Origin of the sequence: Affinundibacterium danionis (genome assembly GCF_042432465.1) — a bacterium.
Taxonomy (GTDB): domain Bacteria; phylum Pseudomonadota; class Gammaproteobacteria; order Burkholderiales; family Burkholderiaceae_D; genus Undibacterium; species Undibacterium danionis.
On the sequence record NZ_JBHLXJ010000015.1, the window covers coordinates 307,490 to 326,322 of the forward strand.

Annotated in this window: 13 protein-coding genes; 8 read left to right on the top strand and 5 right to left on the bottom strand. The window is 46.1% G+C overall.

What is annotated here, in order from left to right; translation table 11 throughout:
• Nucleotides 1–31: 31 nt before the first annotated feature.
• The 4 genes from ACFFJH_RS14615 to ACFFJH_RS14630 form a co-directional block, all read right to left on the bottom strand.
• Nucleotides 32–1,945: a M64 family metallopeptidase gene (locus tag ACFFJH_RS14615; protein ID WP_390213613.1), complete on the bottom strand. Its 1,914-nt coding sequence runs from the start codon at nt 1,943–1,945 to the stop codon at nt 32–34.
• Nucleotides 1,946–2,182: 237 nt separating this feature from the next.
• The gene (locus ACFFJH_RS14620; RefSeq protein ID WP_390213615.1) at nt 2,183–3,061 is read right to left on the bottom strand and encodes an alpha/beta fold hydrolase; all 879 of its coding nucleotides are present in this window, start codon (nt 3,059–3,061) and stop codon (nt 2,183–2,185) included.
• A gap of 232 nt (nt 3,062–3,293) precedes the next feature.
• Complete coding sequence (locus tag ACFFJH_RS14625; protein ID WP_390213617.1) at nt 3,294–4,250, bottom strand: flagella assembly protein FlgT middle domain-containing protein; 957 nt, start codon at nt 4,248–4,250, stop codon at nt 3,294–3,296.
• A 200-nt stretch (nt 4,251–4,450) separates the two neighbouring features.
• Complete coding sequence (locus ACFFJH_RS14630; RefSeq protein WP_390213619.1) at nt 4,451–5,314, bottom strand: ferritin-like domain-containing protein; 864 nt, start codon at nt 5,312–5,314, stop codon at nt 4,451–4,453.
• A gap of 88 nt (nt 5,315–5,402) precedes the next feature.
• Between ACFFJH_RS14630 and ACFFJH_RS14635 the strand changes: the two genes are divergently transcribed.
• Both ACFFJH_RS14635 and hslO read left to right on the top strand, forming a co-directional pair.
• Nucleotides 5,403–5,933 (top strand): gamma carbonic anhydrase family protein, encoded by a 531-nt coding sequence (locus ACFFJH_RS14635; RefSeq protein WP_390213620.1) that lies wholly within the window; start codon nt 5,403–5,405, stop codon nt 5,931–5,933.
• Between the two features lie 50 nt (nt 5,934–5,983).
• Nucleotides 5,984–6,910 (top strand): Hsp33 family molecular chaperone HslO, encoded by a 927-nt coding sequence (hslO, locus tag ACFFJH_RS14640; protein WP_390213621.1) that lies wholly within the window; start codon nt 5,984–5,986, stop codon nt 6,908–6,910.
• Nucleotides 6,911–7,037: 127 nt separating this feature from the next.
• On the opposite strand, the gene ACFFJH_RS14645 is transcribed toward hslO, so the two are convergent.
• Entirely contained in the window at nt 7,038–10,046 is a 3,009-nt protein-coding gene (locus tag ACFFJH_RS14645; protein WP_390213622.1) for an autotransporter family protein, read from the bottom strand.
• 556 nt (nt 10,047–10,602) lie between these two features.
• Between ACFFJH_RS14645 and ACFFJH_RS14650 the strand changes: the two genes are divergently transcribed.
• The 6 genes from ACFFJH_RS14650 to ACFFJH_RS14675 all read left to right on the top strand — a co-directional run bounded on the left by ACFFJH_RS14650 (nt 10,603) and on the right by ACFFJH_RS14675 (nt 18,671).
• Entirely contained in the window at nt 10,603–11,832 is a 1,230-nt protein-coding gene (locus tag ACFFJH_RS14650) for an efflux RND transporter periplasmic adaptor subunit (protein WP_390213623.1), read from the top strand.
• 29 nt (nt 11,833–11,861) lie between these two features.
• Nucleotides 11,862–12,617: an ABC transporter ATP-binding protein gene (locus tag ACFFJH_RS14655; protein ID WP_390213640.1), complete on the top strand. Its 756-nt coding sequence runs from the start codon at nt 11,862–11,864 to the stop codon at nt 12,615–12,617.
• 14 nt (nt 12,618–12,631) lie between these two features.
• On the top strand, nt 12,632–13,789 hold the full coding sequence (locus ACFFJH_RS14660; protein ID WP_390213624.1) for an ABC transporter permease: 1,158 nt from the start codon (nt 12,632–12,634) through the stop codon (nt 13,787–13,789).
• Complete coding sequence (locus ACFFJH_RS14665; RefSeq protein WP_390213625.1) at nt 13,786–14,955, top strand: ABC transporter permease; 1,170 nt, start codon at nt 13,786–13,788, stop codon at nt 14,953–14,955. Before ACFFJH_RS14660 ends, ACFFJH_RS14665 begins: the two co-directional genes overlap by 4 nt.
• Nucleotides 14,956–15,242: 287 nt before the next feature.
• Nucleotides 15,243–16,643, top strand: coding sequence for an asparagine--tRNA ligase (gene asnS, locus ACFFJH_RS14670; RefSeq protein ID WP_390213627.1), 1,401 nt, complete (start codon nt 15,243–15,245; stop codon nt 16,641–16,643).
• A 249-nt stretch (nt 16,644–16,892) separates the two neighbouring features.
• Nucleotides 16,893–18,671 (top strand): ATP-dependent nuclease, encoded by a 1,779-nt coding sequence (locus ACFFJH_RS14675; protein ID WP_390213629.1) that lies wholly within the window; start codon nt 16,893–16,895, stop codon nt 18,669–18,671.
• The last annotated feature ends 162 nt before the right edge of the window (nt 18,672–18,833 follow it).

Below are 18,833 nucleotides of genomic sequence, written 5' to 3' on the forward strand. Positions count from 1 at the left end.
AATGCTCTACTCAAAAACAAAATAGCTCGCCTTACATAAACTGAATTTGCCCTTCAGCAATACCTATCAGTTGAATGGCTGCCGTCGTATCGGTCGGTGTCACCAGAGAAGCGATCTGCATGGTTTTAAGAATTGACTCTTCGGGTGTGCTGTAATTGAGACCCCAATCCACTGCAAATTTGTGAGCGACCTGAATTTTATTATCCAATAAATCGGCAACCCATTTCCACTCACCCGTTTCTTGATGTGCACCCGCCACAATCGCTAGCACCATAGAGCCGCGAGTGAATACGCCAGTAGATAAATCATTCAACCAATAATTAAGTCCAGCGGTGTCAGCGCCGTCATGTCTGCCTAGGGCATTGACATAGATTTTATTAATTAAATCGGTATTACTTAGATCTAAGGTGTAACCCGTCTGAGCAGATTTTTCTGCAGCAGCATAAAAGAAAGCTTCGCTGATTTTCGCAAGCCCCATACCCGACTTATAACTATCAATCCAATAATTTAAACCATCGGCATCCGGCACTCGATTGAAATAAGCGACGTAAATATCGAGCAAGGTATCTAACGCTGACTTACTAATGGTTTGCGCGTTCGCGTGGACTTTGGTATTGACGATAAAATTATCAAATTTCAAGCTCTCGATCTGATAGGTGGCGAGCAAAGAACCATCCTGCTGCTTGAGTGTAAAGGTGCTACCCGCAATCTCCTGAATTTTAAAATTAGACGCACTATTTAAATTAAAGCCCAATTTCAAACTATCATTACCCTTACCACCATCTAAATACACATTCGGCAAACTGGCGTCTTTGATCGTAATCTGATTGTCAGCATCGCCAAATCGCAGTATCGAGCCTGCATCAGTACTTGCCACAGCGTAGCTGAGCAACGCGCTATTATCTTTAAGCGCACTGGTGATATTAATTTGTTCGGTCTGACTAGTCTGCGCGATATTTTTACGAATCAATCCCGTATTGTCGGTCGTTACCACCGATAGCTTATTACCGACCGCATACCCCCCATTGGCATAAGCGTCATAAATTGCACCGCCTTTAGGCAGATCCTTACCATCGAATTTCCAATTAAAAGAGAACAAACTCGCATCCGGTGTATTGGCCGCATAAATGCCGGGTGCAATACTACTGACCGTCAAATAGTCACCCAAATTGGAATAATATTGCAAGGCAAACGCTTCTTTTTCTGGTGCGCTAAATGGCTGATTCAGATATAACATCTTAGAATTTTGCGTCGCCCGCCAAATACCTGTGGCGCGATAATATCCGCCCTCGTAAGTACCCACAGTACCCAGTTCATCCATATAACCTATCCAGTCTTTCCAAGGAATACGACTCAAGGAATCGGTCACATGCGGACTGTCTAAGAAACTCTGATTAGTGGTAGGAAAAGATTTCGCGACTTCGGCATCGACATACTCATCTTGTAAGCCCGCGTAACTGTGACCAATCTCATGCAGCGCTAACTCAGAAGCCAGTGCATTCCCGGCCGAGGCCCAAGCAATGGTTCCGCCAGCACCACCATACAAAGGCGTATTTACCAAAACAATAATCAGTTCGCGCTCATTTCTTGCGAATACTTTAGCCACTTCATTTTCTACCGCATAGGTATCACCGTACAGCAAACGCCCATCGGCACCATGTTGAGTAGAATTAAAATAGGTATTAACTGAAATCGATTTATTCGGTTGATCGGTACCCGATTCAGCCGAAGCAAAGAATAGCGCTGAAGCGTTAAAGAATTTTTTGTAATTAGAAAATGGGGCATTGAGACGCGCATTGCTGTCCCCCAAAAAACTATCCAAAAAGACTTGGGCATCCGCAATAAACTTAGCTCGTTCAGCTTGGGTATATCCTTCAGCAACAATCACGATATCGACGCGGTGTGCGCTATCACCATTTTTAATGAGCGGGATCAAATCAGCCATAATTTTTATATGAAATTTTGGTAGGAATTAAGAAACATTAAACATACGCTACCCAGTATAGCAATAAAGTTTTGTGACTCACTCACGCCATTAAAAATATGTTGTACGATCCCCTACAAAACACTGTTTTTCCCACCAGAATCAGTTAAGCGATTTAAATTAAAAAATTCAAGCATTAAAAACAAAAAAGCATGAACTTTTTAGTTCATGCTTTTCATTTTCTAACTCGACGCGCCCCTACTCTGCCAAGAAATTTTCTATCAATCCGGCTAAGACTTCGGGCTGATCATGATGCAACATATGTCCAGCATCCATCACGATTTCAGTTCGCATTGAAGGAATAAATTTCATACGTCGGTCGATCTCGATACGTGCCTGTTCTTTCGAGCCTATCATGCGCCAGATATCGGTATCATTAGCCTCAACCCACAACACAGGTGCTGCGATGTTTTGCCAGCATTCCAATACTTCATCGACGTGATACAAGATAGGACTAGAATTTTTGTGCGCTGGATCGGCTAATAATTCCCACGCGCCATCAGAGTTTTGTTTAGACCAATGTTGCGCTAAAAACGCTGCACGCTCATTGGGTAAGCGAGGATTCGTTTTTTGCAAGCGCCCCGCCACTTCTTCCAAACTCGCATAAGTACGCAGAGTCGGCACTTCACGTAATTCTTCTAACCATTTTTTATAGCGCCCTGGTGCTTGTTTAGCTTGCGTCATTGGCATCCCAAAACCTTCTAGATTAATCAGTTTAGCGATACGCTCGGGACGAACACCTGCATAAATCATCGCAATATTCCCCCCCATGCTGTGTCCCAACAAATTGACAGGCTGATCTGGCGAATAGTGCTGCAAAATCGCGTCTAAGTCAGCCACATAGTCAGGAAACCAATAACTCTCCACCTTAGGGTATTCAGTCAAACCAAAACCGCGCCAATCAGGGGCAATCACATGCCAATCGCGCGCCAAACAATCAACCACAAATTGAAATGAAGCCGCCACGTCCATCCAGCCATGCACCATGAATAACAAAGGTGCATCAGGATCTCCCCAATGACGTATGTGCATATTTAACCCGCGCAAGGAGACGAATTCAGATTGGCTTGATTTCATAATGTTGACCTAAATATAAAAATAGAACGATCGTTCGATTATTATACGCTATTGCAGCATTTTGTTGTTTGACCCGCTTTTTAAAACAAAAAAGCACAAGATCTATTTTTCAATAAATCTTGTGCTCTTCGATTTTTTTGCAGACTACGCTGTTTGCTGCCAATGAGGCCAGCAATGCTGATTTAGCTTACCGCTTTCAAGGTTCCTTAGAGGTCAATAACAACTAATACAACTAATAGCCAGCCGTATCAAATCTCACGAAATCACCGACCTTCACTTGTACCGCTTTGCCGCTTTGCTCGTCGACTAATTCTCCGACAGCAAATGGCAATTGCACTTGCACAATCTTAATTTTTCCCATGCTGGCTTGTGGAATGCCGTACTGTAGAGGACGCGCTTGTTGCGCACTTAAACCTAAAGTCGGCAACTGATCGTAATCCGATACCACCAATGCCTGATCGCCGACGATGATGTTGGAACTGAGACCGGCATCAAAAATTATTTGTTGATCTTTGATCTTAATAATCTTCGCCATGAGAGGAAATGGCGCCAAATCCTTACGTATCCAAGCAACCGATTCTTCAATCACAGCGTCAACCGCCTTACCAAAACTAGTCGCATAAAACGCCACACTCCCAAACGGCTTATCGCGCCCTACTTTTGCATCATCTTCGGCTGGACGGTATAAGAGATGACGACTTAAGAAAGCACCACTCAAGCCATCATAAATACTAAACTCAACTTCAATATGACGACTCCGACTCTCCCACAAACCGAAGAATTGTTTATCGCTGCGGATACCAGCATTTCTAATTTCACCTGAAATCACAAATTGCGCATCATTTTCAGCCGCCACTTGCTGCACCATTTTTGCAGTGGGTGCGGTTTGCTTTAAGTCGAAGGACAATAGATTTGGTGATTGACGCACAATGTAGCTACCGCTGCGCTCCAGTCGACTTAGCATTTCACGCGGAAAGCCTTGGGCAATATCGTCGAGATCTTGCACTTGCGCAGCAACATTGACAGCAAATCCCGTCATCACGACTTTCTTTTTCAAGACTCGTTCTACGGCAGGCACAGGCGCTGGCGGTTTAGAAAATAAGCCACAACTAGTTTGCGTCAATAATGTCGCGCCCAAAGCAGTGATTAAAAAAAGCCTGCGTCCGATTTTTTTTATAGATGCCATCATCTGAGAAGCCCTATGATTCAGCGCTGTATTTGGGGCTGTATTTGGAGCTGTATTTGGCACTGTAACCAGAACGGCATCTGACGACCCAATTGACAATCTAAAAGCACTCTTTTGTGGAGACATTCTAATTATCCTTTTCTGCTTCTGCTTTCGGTTCCACTTATGCTTCCGTTTCGGTGCAAGCATACGATCAAGACAAACTAACTAATATTCATCGCGTTCAATTCTTGTGGCGTAAATCCTGCAGCAAGACGCGCTTCTACATTAAATGGTGCGCGTAAAGTTGGCGCTCTAAACCGCGCGGCCAATTGCGCAAAACAGGCAATAGGCTCTAATTGGCGTTGCTCACACAGATACGCAAACCACCGATTTCCTATCGCGACGTGCCCGATTTCATCGCGCAAAATAATATCCAAAATCTCGGCAGCAGCCTGATCGCCCGCTTGCGCAATCTTGGCGCGCAAGGCTGGCGTGGCATCAAGCCCGCGAGCCTCCATGGTGCGAGGCACCAGCGCCATGCGCGACAGCACATCATCCTGAGTCCGCTCGGCCAATTCCCACAAGCTATTATGCGCAGGAAAGTCGCCGTATTCATAGCCTAATGTGACTAAATGATCAGCCAACAAACTAAAGTGGTAAGCCTCTTCTTGCGCGACCTGCAGCCAGTCGCTGTAATAAGCTTCTGGCATATCAGGGAAACGCCACACGGCATCTAAGGCGAGATTAATAGCATTAAACTCTATATGTGCCAACGCGTGAATTAGAGTCGCGCGACCTTCGACGGTATTCATTGCTCTACGTTTTACACCGAGTGGCGGCACCAATTCCGGCCTCAATGGGCGCCCAGGAATATCGGTTGGCGCAAGCAATTGGACACTCAGATTAAGGCTTAATTGTTGTGCCAAATAGGCTTGCCTTAATGCTTGTACGGCGGCAGCTTTACTGCGCGCATCGGCTTTGGTTAAGCACGCCAAGGCAGCTAGCCGCACCTCAGATGGCAATTCGATGTGATCGATAGTCTGATTATCCTGAGAAGAAAATTCGGGTGAGGTCGGTGAAATCATGCGGAGGGCGGTAAAATGTCGGTTTATTTCAAGATCACTATTTTACGGCATTTACGCCTCTCCTCTTAGAAGTTTCATAGGAAGCAATATGGCAATCTACCAATTAGGCGACATCGCACCTGACATCGATCCCAGTGCTTACATCACCGATAGCGCCCAAATTATAGGCAAAGTAAAAATTGATGCCTTAGCCAGCGTTTGGTTCGGCAGCGTGATTCGTGGTGACAATGAATTAATTCATATTGGTGAAAACAGCAACTTACAAGAATCTTGCGTTTTACATACTGACCCCGGTTTTCCTCTTACCATCAGCAAGAATGTAACAGTCGGCCATCAAGCGATGCTGCACGGCTGTAGCGTCGGCGAAGGTAGTCTGATCGGCATACAGGCGGTGATTTTGAATGGTGCCAAGATAGGAAAGAATTGTTTAGTCGGTGCAGGCGCTCTGGTGACCGAGGGAAAAGAGTTTCCTGATAACTCGTTGATCGTTGGTTCACCCGCCAAAGTAGTTCGCACGCTCAGCGATGAAGCCATCGCGCAGATGCAAGCCAACACCCGAAATTATGTACGCCGTGCGCAAGAATACAAAACACAATTAAAGCGTATCGACAAAGAATAAGCAGTAAGCCAATCGTGATATAGCACATCACAAAAAGACAAGGAAACACAGTGAAAGACAATCTACAAAAATTTATGTTTGAGCATGCCGGAGTACGCGGTGAGCTGGTCGAGCTACCCAATACTTGGCGCGAAATTTTATCGCACCAAGATTATCCTAAAGCCGTGCAAACCATTCTAGGTGAATTGCTGGCAGCATCGGCACTGCTCAGCGCTAATTTGAAATTCAATGGCACCATGGTCATGCAAATTCATGGCGATGGTCCGGTGCGACTATTAGTCGTCGAATGTGATGCGCAATTACGTTTGCGCGCAACCGCTAAATTAGCTCCTGATGTTGAGATTGCGGATGATGCGACTTTAAGTGATCTCGTACATCGCCATGGCCAAGGCCGTTTTGTCATTACTTTAGATCCAAATGACAAATTGCCGGGACAACAAGCCTATCAGGGTATCGTACCTTTAGACGGTGAATCTATTGCAACCGTTATTGAGAATTATATGATGCGTTCCGAGCAGCTAGACACTAAACTGTGGCTGGCCTCAGATAGCCAAGTGTCACGAGGCTTACTACTGCAAAAATTGCCGAAGATAGGCGGTACTGAATCAAGTGTCGAAGATGAGACTGAAGCTTGGAATCGTGCCGTCATTTTAGGTAGTACCGTGAAACAGCAAGAGCTATTAGATACCGACATCAATACCTTAATGACTCGTCTATTCTGGGAAGAAACCTTGCGCGTTTTTGATTTGCAACACCCAGAATTCCACTGCAATTGTACGCGTGAAAAAGTGGGAAATATGCTGAAAATGTTAGGCGAAGACGAAGTCAAAACTGCGATCGCAGAGCTAGACAAACTCGATATTAATTGCGACTTCTGTGGCAAGCATTACAGCTTCGATCAAGTTGATTGCGCTCAGCTATTTACTGCCTCAACCTTAGTCGATGGCGTGGTTTCAGTCAGCGAACTTAAACATTAAGCGCGCCGCCAGCAGGTCTGCTGAGTAACTAGCAGACAATAGACAAGTCAAAAAGATGAAAAACTGAGTTAGCTACATTTAATCCCTTGAAGCTAACTCATTTCATCATATCAAGCCACCCAAGGCTCTAGTATTGGTAAGAAAAGCGTACATTAAAACGGTTCGCTTTATTTCCACCATTGGCGTCACTATGAGTGTAATTAAAAATCGTGACGATGCCATTCTTCCACATCATATCCGCGCCTAAAGAGAGCAACAGCAAACGTCTATCGATGTCATTGGAAGGCACCAGATAAATCGCATCAGGCGCATCAATATAATTTATTTTTAAACTATCGCGACGGGCAAAATCGCGTTGATATTCCATCTTTAAACGCGGGATCAATTCACCCCAAGGTGTGGCAACTTTCATCTCGCTATTAAAACCGATAGTGCTACGTTGACTCAACATCGTCTGTCCGTGGTAATGCAAAAGATACGCACCCGCGCCAGTTTCTGAAAATGGATCCAACTTCAATTTGGTCATATCCAAACGCACATACGGTATCACCATAATCTTACTAAAACTAAGGTCGCTACTAATCGCGCCTGAGCTAATCATCTGAGTGCCTTTCCATTGTCCGAAAGCGAGCGACAAATCATTCCCATCTTGACGACCAAAACGATCATCAATTTGATTCACACCCAACATAAACGAAAAACGCATAGATGGAAATAATTGTGTCGTCAGATAACTTGCTGCGGAATTCGCCGTTGCTGTCACAAACGAAGGATTACGCTCAAATTCGCTATGGTCGCGCGCATAACCAAGGCCAAAGCCAATATGTGTTTGACCACCACCGAAGCAACGATCCGCACCTGCACTAAACCCCATAGTCGTATATTTCAAACCATTCGCGCTGCGATAACTACCTACACTATTCATACCCGACACCCACATCGCAAGCGGTCCGCACTCTGTTTTGCGCTCTTTGTTCCCCTCATTTTTTGAACTACCAGCTTGGGAAGCCAACTCCAACATCCTGCCATTAAAGTGTTCGATCTGAGTTTGTTCAAAATGACGTACGGCTGCCGCATTGGCACTAACCACCGCCAACACGCCAGGATCTTTTGATGGATCAGGACGCGGCACGACCGTGATGACTAATTGAGCAGTATTAGAAACGCCACCAATTGCGGTAGCGGTAAAACTCAAACTATCAGGACCAATATAACCAGGCGCTGGCGTATAAGTGATTCGCGTTTCATTCAGACTTGCCGCACCATGTACAGGCGGGCTATTCAAATTAATTGTTAGCCCGGAAAAAACAGGTCCAGAAATCAAACTGGCGAGATCAACACTGGCACTACGTCCGGTCTCCACTGTTAGGCTCATGTTTTTTGCTACTGGTGCAGCTGCCACAACGGAAATATTAATCGTAGCCGAAGCGAAACTACCATTACTACCTAGTACAGAATAGCTAACGCTATCATTCCCCACGTAATTAGTCGCAGGTACATAGCTCAAACTCATCCCATTCACAGTCACGACGCCATGCGCCGCCGGCGTGCTGAGACTGAGGCTGAGCGCGCCAGCCAAAGCCGCCACAGGCAAAGGATTCGCCGCGCTATTCGCCTGCACGACGACGCTATTCACAGTGCCATTCATCGCTTGTACTTCAATCGCGATCGTTACCGTATTCGAAACACCGCCTGGCCCACTCGCAGTAATGGTCAAGGCATCGCTTCCGACATAAGCTGCCGTCGGCGTATACAACAAATCTGTCCCTCGTTGCACCACGCTACCGTGGCTGACGCCATTCACTATATTAATCTGAGTGGCTAGCCCTACTATTTTGGGCGCAATGAGATTCGAGGTGCTATTGGCTACGACTTGTACATTAGTGGCGCTCAAAACGGGGGCGACGGCAACGACATTAATCGTGATCGAGGCTGGCGCCGAAGTCCCACCGACCCCGATCGCCACCACGCTCAAGGTGTCGACACCCACATATCCTGGTTGCGGCGTATAACGAATTCCCAGTCCACTCACAGTAGCTACACCATGCGAGGGAGGGGTTTGAATCGCGATACTACTGACGTTCCCGCTCACGGTCGGTGTTATTGTGATGGGATAAGTGCTGCTATCGGTATTGACCGTGACAGCGCTGCTGGTCAGTTTAGGAAGATCATCTAAGACTTGAATATTCAGCGTCGCTACATTAGACGAGCCCGCCGCACCCACAACATATAAACTGACTTGATCTGCGCCAACATAATCTCTATTTGGCGTGTAAAACAAATCCAATCCATTCACAGTCACCACACCATGCGCGGGTGTGCCGACAATACTCAAACTCGTTGCATTGCCTGTGATAGCAGGCGTAATTAAATTCAAAGTAGTATTCGCACTCACGCGCACATTGCCCGACTCTAGACTCGGCGGTGGTTCAACGACGTTGATAGAAATGGTCGCGATAGATGAAGTCCCCCCAGGCCCGGTCGCTTGATAACTGATCGTATCGGATCCAAGGTAGCCGCTAGAGGGCGTATAAATAAGATTCAAACCACTGACACTCGCCACGCCGTGCGATGGTGTACTCGCAATCGAAATGCTGGTCACGCTACCTGAGGTAACGGGCGTGATGCTATTCCCACTGCTACTCTGCACAACTGTTTTGGTCGAATTACTGGCGACCGGCGCTGCCGACACAACGGTGACATTAATCGTGGTGGTATACAGTATTGGGACAGAAAAAAAGGTCGCGCTGACATTCACCGTAAAAGAATAACTACCTGCCGAGGTGGGCGTACCCGATAGTATTAGTTCGTGCCCATTCGTGGCTGGCGGCGGCTTTGGGATCGTGCTTGTGCCGATACCCGGAGGCAAAGCCCCCGAAATGGTATAGACATTATCTTGGGTACCGGTACCTTCAAAATTTTGTGAAAACGATTGCCCCTGCGTCATCGTCACATTCACTGTCGCACCGGAATTTAAAATCGTTTGCGCCTGTACCAAATTTGACCACATCAGATAGGCGATAAACACCAGCAAGGACAAGCCATTCAATAGCCAACGCCGTACTTGGCTTCGTTCTGTGTATTTGAGATATTGCGCGCCAAATGGCAACGGCAAAGCCGATGCAGTTAGTTTCATATTTCCCCCAGTTTTCTATTTTTTGCTTTTTTTGACTTCATTGAACTACGCTGACAATCACTCTGAGGCTCTATCAGATGCACAGCCAGTATCATGCATTGTTTTAATAAGCCGTCACTACAACATAGATAAACGCCCCTTAATTCACAAGAAAAACAGCCGCTTTGACGCCAAGTCCCAACATAAACCCTAGAAATAGACGGACATTAAATACTCATTTGATATTCATTTAAATAACACAAATTGTACCTCGTCTATTCAGTAATTTTGTTTTTCATGAAGAACCCATCATAAATCTAGACTTTTTGTAGTAAAGTTTGCAGTCGATTTAATCAACTCATTTGGTCGCGCTATATTTTTTCTGTTTTTCAGTTCTGTTTTCCAGTGCTATTTTCTAGTTCTGTTTTTTGTGCTTTCTTGTTGCGGGCGCGAGTCATTGCGATTCATTGCGATTCATTGCGAGTCATAGTTTCCAGACTATTTTCCACTGGCAGCTTCAGAATTGGCACACTAAAATTTTCTATCACGAATGCTCTACGCTAAAGTGCAAAAAAAAATGACTACGCCTACCACGCCCAACTCCAACACCTCTTCGTTACAACAACTGAAGATCAATCGCAACGCGAATCCCGCTGCAAAAAAATCACGCGCTTATGGGCGCTGGATAGTCATTCTTCTGCTTATTGCAGTGATACTAGGTGTGCTGCTCAAGCCTGACAAATTAGAGGTTCAAGCCAGCTCCGTTATCACCACTTATCCCTCTCAACAATATGCCCAGCTCACAGCATCCGGCTATGTGGTCGCGCAAAGAAGAGCGGCAGTCGCCAGCAAAGCGACGGGTAGATTAGTCTGGCTCAATGTGCGCGAAGGCAGCGTGGTCAAGCAAGGTGAAATCATTGCTAAACTAGATGCGAGCGATATACAGGCTGCGCTAGTGGCGGTACAAGCGAGCATACGACAAGCAGAAGCAGGCGTAGCGCAAGCCAATGTCGAAGTCGTGAATGCCGAATCCGATCTCAAACGTAGCCAAGGTTTAAGCACTCAAGGATTTATCTCTAGTCAGGCGTTAGACGCTGCAAACAAGCGTTTCAATGCCGCGAAAGCAGCGATGATTTCTGCACAAGCAGCCGTCGCCGTCGCTAAAGCTCAACTGAAAGTCCAACAAGTGAATCAAGATTTCACCGAAATCCGCGCCCCTTTTGATGGCGTGGTCTTGGTTAAAAATGCTAACGTCGGCGATATCATCACGCCGTTTTCCAGCGCAGCGGGCAGTCAAGGTGCGGTCGTCACCATGGCCGACATGAGCACCTTAGAAGTCGAAGCCGATGTCTCGGAAAGTAATCTCGCCAAAGCAAAAATCGGCCAACCTGTTGAAGTCACTTTAGACGCCCTACCGGATACTCGCTTTCGCGGCAACGTGGTCAGCATCGTGCCCACAGTCGATAGAGCCAAAGCCACAGTCATGACCAAAATTCGTTTTGAAAAACTCGATCCGCGCATCCTGCCGGAGATGAGTGCCAAGGTGACGATCTTGTCACAAGCGGCCAGCGATGCCGACCAAAAGCCGGTATTAGCAATCAATCCTAAAACCGTGGTCGATCGTGGTGGCAAGAAAGTGGTTTTTAAAATTAAAGACGATACGGTAGAAATGATCGCCGTGAATCTAGCGAGAAAAATTGGCGACAATCAGGAAGTCACTGGTGCCCTGCAATCAGGTGATAAATTAGTCTTGATGCCTAGCGAAAAACTCGAAGCCGGTAAAAAAATCAGCGTTGTCAGCAAATGAGTCAGATTGCAATGAATGAAAATAATTCTATGGTAACCGCCTCTGTAGACAATCATGGCGACAGCGCTAGCAACAAAGATGCGACGCCTATCATCCGCATACGTGGCTTGGACAAATCTTACACCCGCGGAGGACAAGTCATTCCGGTATTAGAAGGCGTCGATCTGGATATCCAAAGTGCCGAATTTTTAGCACTGATGGGCCCCAGTGGCTCTGGTAAAAGTACCCTACTTAACCTCATTGCTGGTATCGATAAACCAACGGCTGGCACAATAGAAATCGCTGGCGTCAATATCGCCAATCTCAGCGAAGGACAGTTAGCCGATTGGCGTGCGGCGAACGTGGGCTTTATTTTTCAGTTCTACAATTTGATGCCGGTACTCACGGCATTTGAAAACGTAGAGCTGCCTTTACTACTCACCAATTTATCTAAGAAACAGCGCCACGCCCATGTCAGCGCAGCATTGGAAATGGTCAAACTCAGCGACCGCATGGATCACTACCCCAACGAACTCTCTGGCGGTCAACAACAACGCGTTGCGATTGCACGCGCTTTGGTGACTGATCCAACTTTAATTGTGGCCGATGAACCAACCGGTGATTTAGACAGAGTCACCGCCGAAGAAATTCTTAATTTACTGGATGAACTACATCGCAGCTTAGGCAAAACCATCATCATGGTCACTCACGATCCCAAAGCAGCATCACGGGCAAGACGCTTAGTGCATCTAGAAAAAGGTCTATTGGTTGCGGACGACGCGTTAGCAACGGCGTCTTCACATTAAGAAATCAAAACGCTATGTTCATCCTGCGCCTACTACTCAAGAACGCTTTTCGGCATAAATTACGCACGATCTTAACGATGGTAGGACTCATCGTCGCCATTTGCGCCTATGGGCTGTTACGCACCATTATTGACGCTTGGTATGCGGGCGTGGATGGTACTTCTAGCGTCAGATTGATCACTCGCAATTCCATTTCACTGACCTTTCCACTACCTTTAAGTTACGCCGACCGACTCAGAAATGTAGAAGGTGTGACCGGCGTCAGTTGGTCTAATTGGTTTGGTGGCGTGTATATTACCGAGCGTAATTTCTTCCCACAATTCGCGGTCGAACCCGCCAGTTATTTGGCGCTCTATCCCGAATATGTTTTAAAAGATGAGGAGAAAAAAGCCTTCATCTTAGACCGACAAGGCGCTATCGTAGGACGCAAACTGGCCAATCAATATGGCTGGAAAATTGGCGATCAAATTCCCTTACGCGGCACGATCTTCCCAGGCACTTGGACTTTCACTTTACGCGGTATCTGGGATGGGGTCGATGCAAAAACCGATGAATCACAATTTCTATTTCACTGGCAATTATTAGCCGAATCAAATCGCAAGCGATTTAAGCGCAATGCCGATTACGTCGGCGTCTATGTAGTGCGCATCGATGATCCTAACAACGCCCCTCTAGTGTCCGAGCGTATCGATGCACAATTTAAAAATTCCTTGGCAGAGACGTTAAGCGAGACCGAAAAAGCATTTCAATTAGGTTTCGTGTCTATGAGCGAGGCAATCTTGGTTGCCGTCAATGCTGTCAGCTATGTGATCATCATCATTATCATGGCGGTAATGGCGAACACCATGACCATGACCGCACGCGAGCGCTTAGCCGAATATGCCACGCTCAAGGCATTAGGCTTTGCCCCCAGCTTCGTCGTGAAACTATTGTTTGGCGAAAGCCTAGTGATTGCTTTACTAGGTGGTGGAGCTGGCATTTTACTCACACTACCGATTGCTGCGGCATTCGCCAAATCGGTTGGCAGTTTGTTTCCCGTGTTTGCCGTATCACAGACCACGATGCTATTGCAAATTCTCGCCAGTAGCATAGTCGGCGTCGTCGCGGCGGCGTGGCCTGCATGGAAGATGAGTCGTATCGACATCGTCAACGGATTAAGGCATGTAGCATGAAAGCTATCCCCTTTTCCTACGTCGCCAGAAACCTGTGGGTGCGCCGCGTCACCACCCTGCTCACCGCGGGCGGCATGGCGCTCGTCATCTTTGTATTCACCGTGGTCTTGATGATGAGTGAAGGCATACGAGCAACCTTAGTCGCGACCGGACAACCCGATAATATTTTAGTGTTACGCAAAGGCTCAGGCGCAGAAATTAATAGCGGTATCGCCAGAGATCAAGCCGCAATTATCGAAAGCCTGCCAGGCATCGCAACAAATAGAGAAGGCAAGGCACTGCTGAGTAAAGAGCCGGTTGTTTTAAATAATTTACCTAAGCGTAGTAATGGCAAGCCCAGTAATGTGACTTTGCGTGGCACCTCCGCCTTAGGATTAGAGTTACGCCCACAAGTGAAGATGTTAGAAGGTCGCATGTTCCGCCCTGGCACTTCCGAAATTATCGCGGGACGCTCGGTGTCGCAAGGTTTTCGCGGTACCGGTTTGGGAGAAACCCTGCATTTTGCGCAGCGCGACTGGGTCGTGGTCGGAATCTTCGACTCTGGCAAAACAGGATTTGATAGCGAAATCTGGGGCGACAACGAACAAATGATGGCAGCCTTTCGACGCAATGCCTACTCAACTATCGTTTTTCGCTTAAATGATGCGAACGCAGCGTCGGCTTTACAAACTGCGATTGCTAACGATCCCCGCTTACAAATTGACGCCAAACCGGAGATTCAATTCTACGCAGAACAAAGCGAAGCGCTCGCCACATTCATACGCATATTAGGTTTGAGTCTATCAGTTATCTTTTCTATTGGTGCCATAGTCGGCGCGATGATCACCATGTTTGCGGCTGTCGCGCAACGCGTTGGCGAAATCGGAAGCTTACGTGCCTTAGGTTTCCGGCGCAGCGCTGTGTTAGTCGCTTTTCTTTCTGAATCTTTATTACTATCGCTAGTCGGTGGTCTAATTGGCCTATTTGCAGCGTCTTGGATGCAGGCGGTAGATATTTCTACCACCAATTTTCAGACCTTCAGCGAGCTTGCGTTTCAATTCAAATTAAACGGCGAAATCATTATCAAAACTCTCATCTTTTCTTTAAGCATGGGCTTTATTGGTGGATTTATTCCCGCTTGGCGCGCTTCTCGTATGAAGATTGTCGATTGCCTGCGCGCCTCATGATGATGCCTTAATCTGGCTTCCAACTAAGTTTTTGAGCAATACTTTTTATGCACATTGCTCAAAAATTCATCAAAAACACCGACGATCACGGCAGAAAAAATATAAAGCACGTGCGCTTTTGCGCAAATTGGTTTTACGGGTGCATCACAAACCGTTATCATGTGCGCCACTCGAGAATTTCTAAAAATTTCAATTAGAAATGAGGGAGCAAACATGTGCCCCAACAATGCGCATCGCCTCACATGAGTTTTTGGGAAATTCTCGCATCAAAAATGGAGAAATAATTTATGGCAACTTTCAGCGTTAAAGACGTCCTCAATGGTAAAGCCCCGAGCGACAACAGTGTCACAGTCCAAGGTTGGGTACGCACCCGCCGTGATTCCAAAGCAGGCGTGTCCTTCTTGGCATTAACCGACGGCTCTTGCTTCGGTACTTTGCAAATCGTCGTGCCCAATACATTAAGCAATTACGAAAGCGAAGTGTTGCACCTGACCGCAGGCGCCTCCTTTGCAGCAACCGGTATGGTCGTGCCATCCCAAGGCGGTGGTCAAAGTTTCGAGATGCAAGCTGAGAGCGTGCAGGTATTTGGCTTGGTCGAAGACCCAGACACCTACCCGATTCAACCCAAACCGCACAGCATGGAATTCTTACGTGAGAACGCTCACTTGCGCGCGCGTACTAACATCATGGGCGCGGTAGCACGTACCCGTCACTCGATTGCGCAAGCCATCCACCGCTTCTTCCATGAGCAAGACTTCTTCTGGGTCAACACACCGATCTTGACTGCATCCGATTGCGAAGGCGCTGGCGAAATGTTCCGCGTATCCACTTTGGATATGATGAACTTCCCCAAAACACCAGAAGGCAAGCCAGATTTCAGCAAAGATTTCTTCGGTAAAGAAACCTTCTTGACAGTGTCTGGCCAATTGAACGTAGAAACCTATTGCATGGCATTGTCCAAGGTCTACACTTTCGGTCCAACCTTCCGCGCAGAAAACTCCAACACCAGCCGTCACTTGGCTGAGTTCTGGATGATAGAACCCGAAGTCGCTTTCGCAGATCTCAAACAGAATGCCGACCTCGCCGAAGCGATGTTGAAATATGTCTTCACCGCCGTCTTGAACGAACGCGCTGATGATATGGCCTTCTTCGAAGAACGCGTGGAAAAAGGCGTGATCGCCAAATTAGAAAACATGATCGCCAAACCATTCGTGCGTATGGACTACACCGAAGCGGTCAACATCTTGCAAAACTGCGGTCAAAAATTCGAATACCCAGTGTCATGGGGCACCGATCTGCAATCCGAACACGAACGCTACCTCGCCGAAAAACACGTCAACGGCCCAGTGGTTCTGCAAAACTATCCTAAGGACATCAAGTCTTTCTACATGCGCATGAACGACGACGGCAAAACGGTAGCAGCGATGGACATCTTAGCCCCAGGCATAGGCGAAATCATCGGCGGCTCACAACGCGAAGAACGTTTAGACGTATTAGACGCTCGCATGGAAGAAGTCGGCTTAGCGAAAGAACCGTACTACTGGTACCGCGACCTGCGCCGCTACGGCACAGTGCCACACGCAGGTTTTGGTTTAGGTTTTGAACGTGCTGTTTCCTACATCACTGGTGTGGGTAATGTGCGCGATGTGATTCCGTTTCCTCGTACGCCGGGGAATGTGCGGTTCTGATTTTTCCGGTTTGAGTTTGAAGGGGGAAGGGCGACTTTGGATCGCCCTTTTTTACATGGCTTGATATTTTTATGAGCTACTCATCTATCAATTTATGTGTACTAAAAAGCTAAACAGCATTAGTCACAATTAAATATTTTATAGTTTTCAAATTATCGAAAAAATTGTCTTTTCTTAATTATCACGTTAAGCTCTTTTTGTTGTTCGAATATACGATGGCTGGTGCTATATACAAAGGGAGCAAGCGGTGTGAGCGACGTAAAACTTATAAGTATCAAATTCACAAACTTCAAATCTCTCCGGAATTTTACAATTTCGCTACAAGACATCAACATATTAGTCGGGCCAAACAACGCGGGAAAATCAACTATCATAAGTGCACTCCGAATTCTGGAAGTGGCTCTCAAACGAGCTCGTTCCAAAAATGCAGAGCGAGTAACATTACCTAACAACAGTTTAGGTTTTGGCCATCATATCTCTCTATCACAGTTAAGCATCTCGCTTGAGAATGTAGCAACTGATTACAACTCAGAGGACAGTCAGATTGATTTCAGATTTTCTAACAAGAATAAATTATCACTCTTTTTCCCTAACGATGGTGGATGCACTCTGTTTTGGGAATGTGAGGGGCAACCAATTACAACTGTTAGCAGATTTAAAACTGCCTTCCCAATAACTATTCAGGTTGTCCCAGTCCTTGGACCGTTAGAATATAGAGAATTATTCGTAAACGAAGACACTATTAAATCTGCGCTTAACACACATCGCGCTAGCCGACACTTCAGAAATTACTGGCATCATTTCTCAGATGGGTGGGACTTATTTGAGCAAATGGTATCAAATTCATGGCCTGGCATGAAGATCAAGCCTCCAGAAGTAAAAGTAGGTTTGCGTGAGTCTGAGCTTTGCATGTTTGTCGCCGAAAACAGGATAGATAGAGAAATATTCTGGTCTGGTTTCGGCTTTCAAATCTGGTGTCAACTCTTGACACATATTTCACGAGCCTCGAAATCAACAGTGCTTGCGATTGATGAGCCCGAAATATACTTGCATCCTGACGTACAACGGCAACTACTCTCGATATTACGAGGACTTGACGCAGATGTTTTGTTAGCAACTCATTCTGTAGAAATAATTGGAGAAGCCGATCCCGCTGAAATATTACTTATTCAAAAAGGTAAGAATTCTGCTCAAAGATTACGCGATGTTGAAGGAATGCAGCTAGCCTTATCCGCAATAGGGTCTGCTCAAAACGTTACCTTAGCCCATCTCGCACGAACGAAGAAGATAGTATTCGTCGAAGGATTTGATGATTTCAAAACCGTTAGACGATTCGCGAAGGTACTCGGAAACGACGATCTATCTACGGGAAACGACCTTACTGCCTTCGAATCAGGTGGGTTCACATCTTGGGAGAAAATTAAATCGTTTGCATGGGGCGCAAAAAAAACAATAGACGCAAATCTAAAGATTTTTGCCATCTATGACAGAGACTATTTCTGCGAAGAAGAAATAGAAAAAATCCGAAATGAACTGAAAAATGAATTAACAGATGCTCATATTCTTAGACATAAAGAAATGGAAAACTATCTGTTAAATACCCAAGTGCTACAACGGACACTACAAAAACAAATTGATCAAAAAGCAAAGCGCACAGGTAAATCACTTAGTCAGACAAAAACAATTGAAGAATATCTCATAAATATTACAGAAGATGAACGTATAGACGCACAATCGCAATATGTCGCAAAGCGCATAAATTTTAACAAAAGCTCAGGCATTGACCCAAGCATATTGAGCAAAAAAGCAATTCAAGAATTTGAACAAAAATGGGCTTCATTAGATTCGCGTCTTGGAATCTGCCCAGGAAAAACGGTCTTACGTAGACTTCGAGAAGTAGTTCAAACCGAGCTATCTGTGAATCTCACAGATATACAAATTATTGATGAATTCAACATATCAGAAATTCCAAACGATATGAAAGAATTGGTTGCGAAACTCGAAGACTTTAGATCGAGCAGCAAGTAACCATGTTGGGTGGCCACTAAGAAGCCATGTAGATACTGTCTCGTCCGTCAAGCGAATTCGGGATTAAATGGGGTCTTGGATTTTAAAATAGCGAAAGCCAAAGAAAGAAGCTTTCTCATACAAGCAATGATAGCGATCATCTTTGGTTTTCCAGCGACGAGT

What these genes read in the sequence shown, in the direction of transcription:
- ACFFJH_RS14615 (WP_390213613.1), bottom strand. Translation starts at nt 1,945, where the DNA reads ATGGCTGATTTGATCCCGCTCATTAAAAATGGTGATAGCGCACACCGC.
- ACFFJH_RS14620 (WP_390213615.1), bottom strand. Translation starts at nt 3,061, where the DNA reads ATGAAATCAAGCCAATCTGAATTCGTCTCCTTGCGCGGGTTAAATATG.
- ACFFJH_RS14625 (WP_390213617.1), bottom strand. Translation starts at nt 4,250, where the DNA reads ATGATGGCATCTATAAAAAAAATCGGACGCAGGCTTTTTTTAATCACT.
- ACFFJH_RS14630 (WP_390213619.1), bottom strand. Translation starts at nt 5,314, where the DNA reads ATGATTTCACCGACCTCACCCGAATTTTCTTCTCAGGATAATCAGACT.
- ACFFJH_RS14635 (WP_390213620.1), top strand. Translation starts at nt 5,403, where the DNA reads ATGGCAATCTACCAATTAGGCGACATCGCACCTGACATCGATCCCAGT.
- ACFFJH_RS14645 (WP_390213622.1), bottom strand. Translation starts at nt 10,046, where the DNA reads ATGAAACTAACTGCATCGGCTTTGCCGTTGCCATTTGGCGCGCAATAT.
- ACFFJH_RS14650 (WP_390213623.1), top strand. Translation starts at nt 10,603, where the DNA reads ATGACTACGCCTACCACGCCCAACTCCAACACCTCTTCGTTACAACAA.
- ACFFJH_RS14655 (WP_390213640.1), top strand. Translation starts at nt 11,862, where the DNA reads ATGGTAACCGCCTCTGTAGACAATCATGGCGACAGCGCTAGCAACAAA.
- ACFFJH_RS14660 (WP_390213624.1), top strand. Translation starts at nt 12,632, where the DNA reads ATGTTCATCCTGCGCCTACTACTCAAGAACGCTTTTCGGCATAAATTA.
- ACFFJH_RS14665 (WP_390213625.1), top strand. Translation starts at nt 13,786, where the DNA reads ATGAAAGCTATCCCCTTTTCCTACGTCGCCAGAAACCTGTGGGTGCGC.
- asnS (WP_390213627.1), top strand. Translation starts at nt 15,243, where the DNA reads ATGGCAACTTTCAGCGTTAAAGACGTCCTCAATGGTAAAGCCCCGAGC.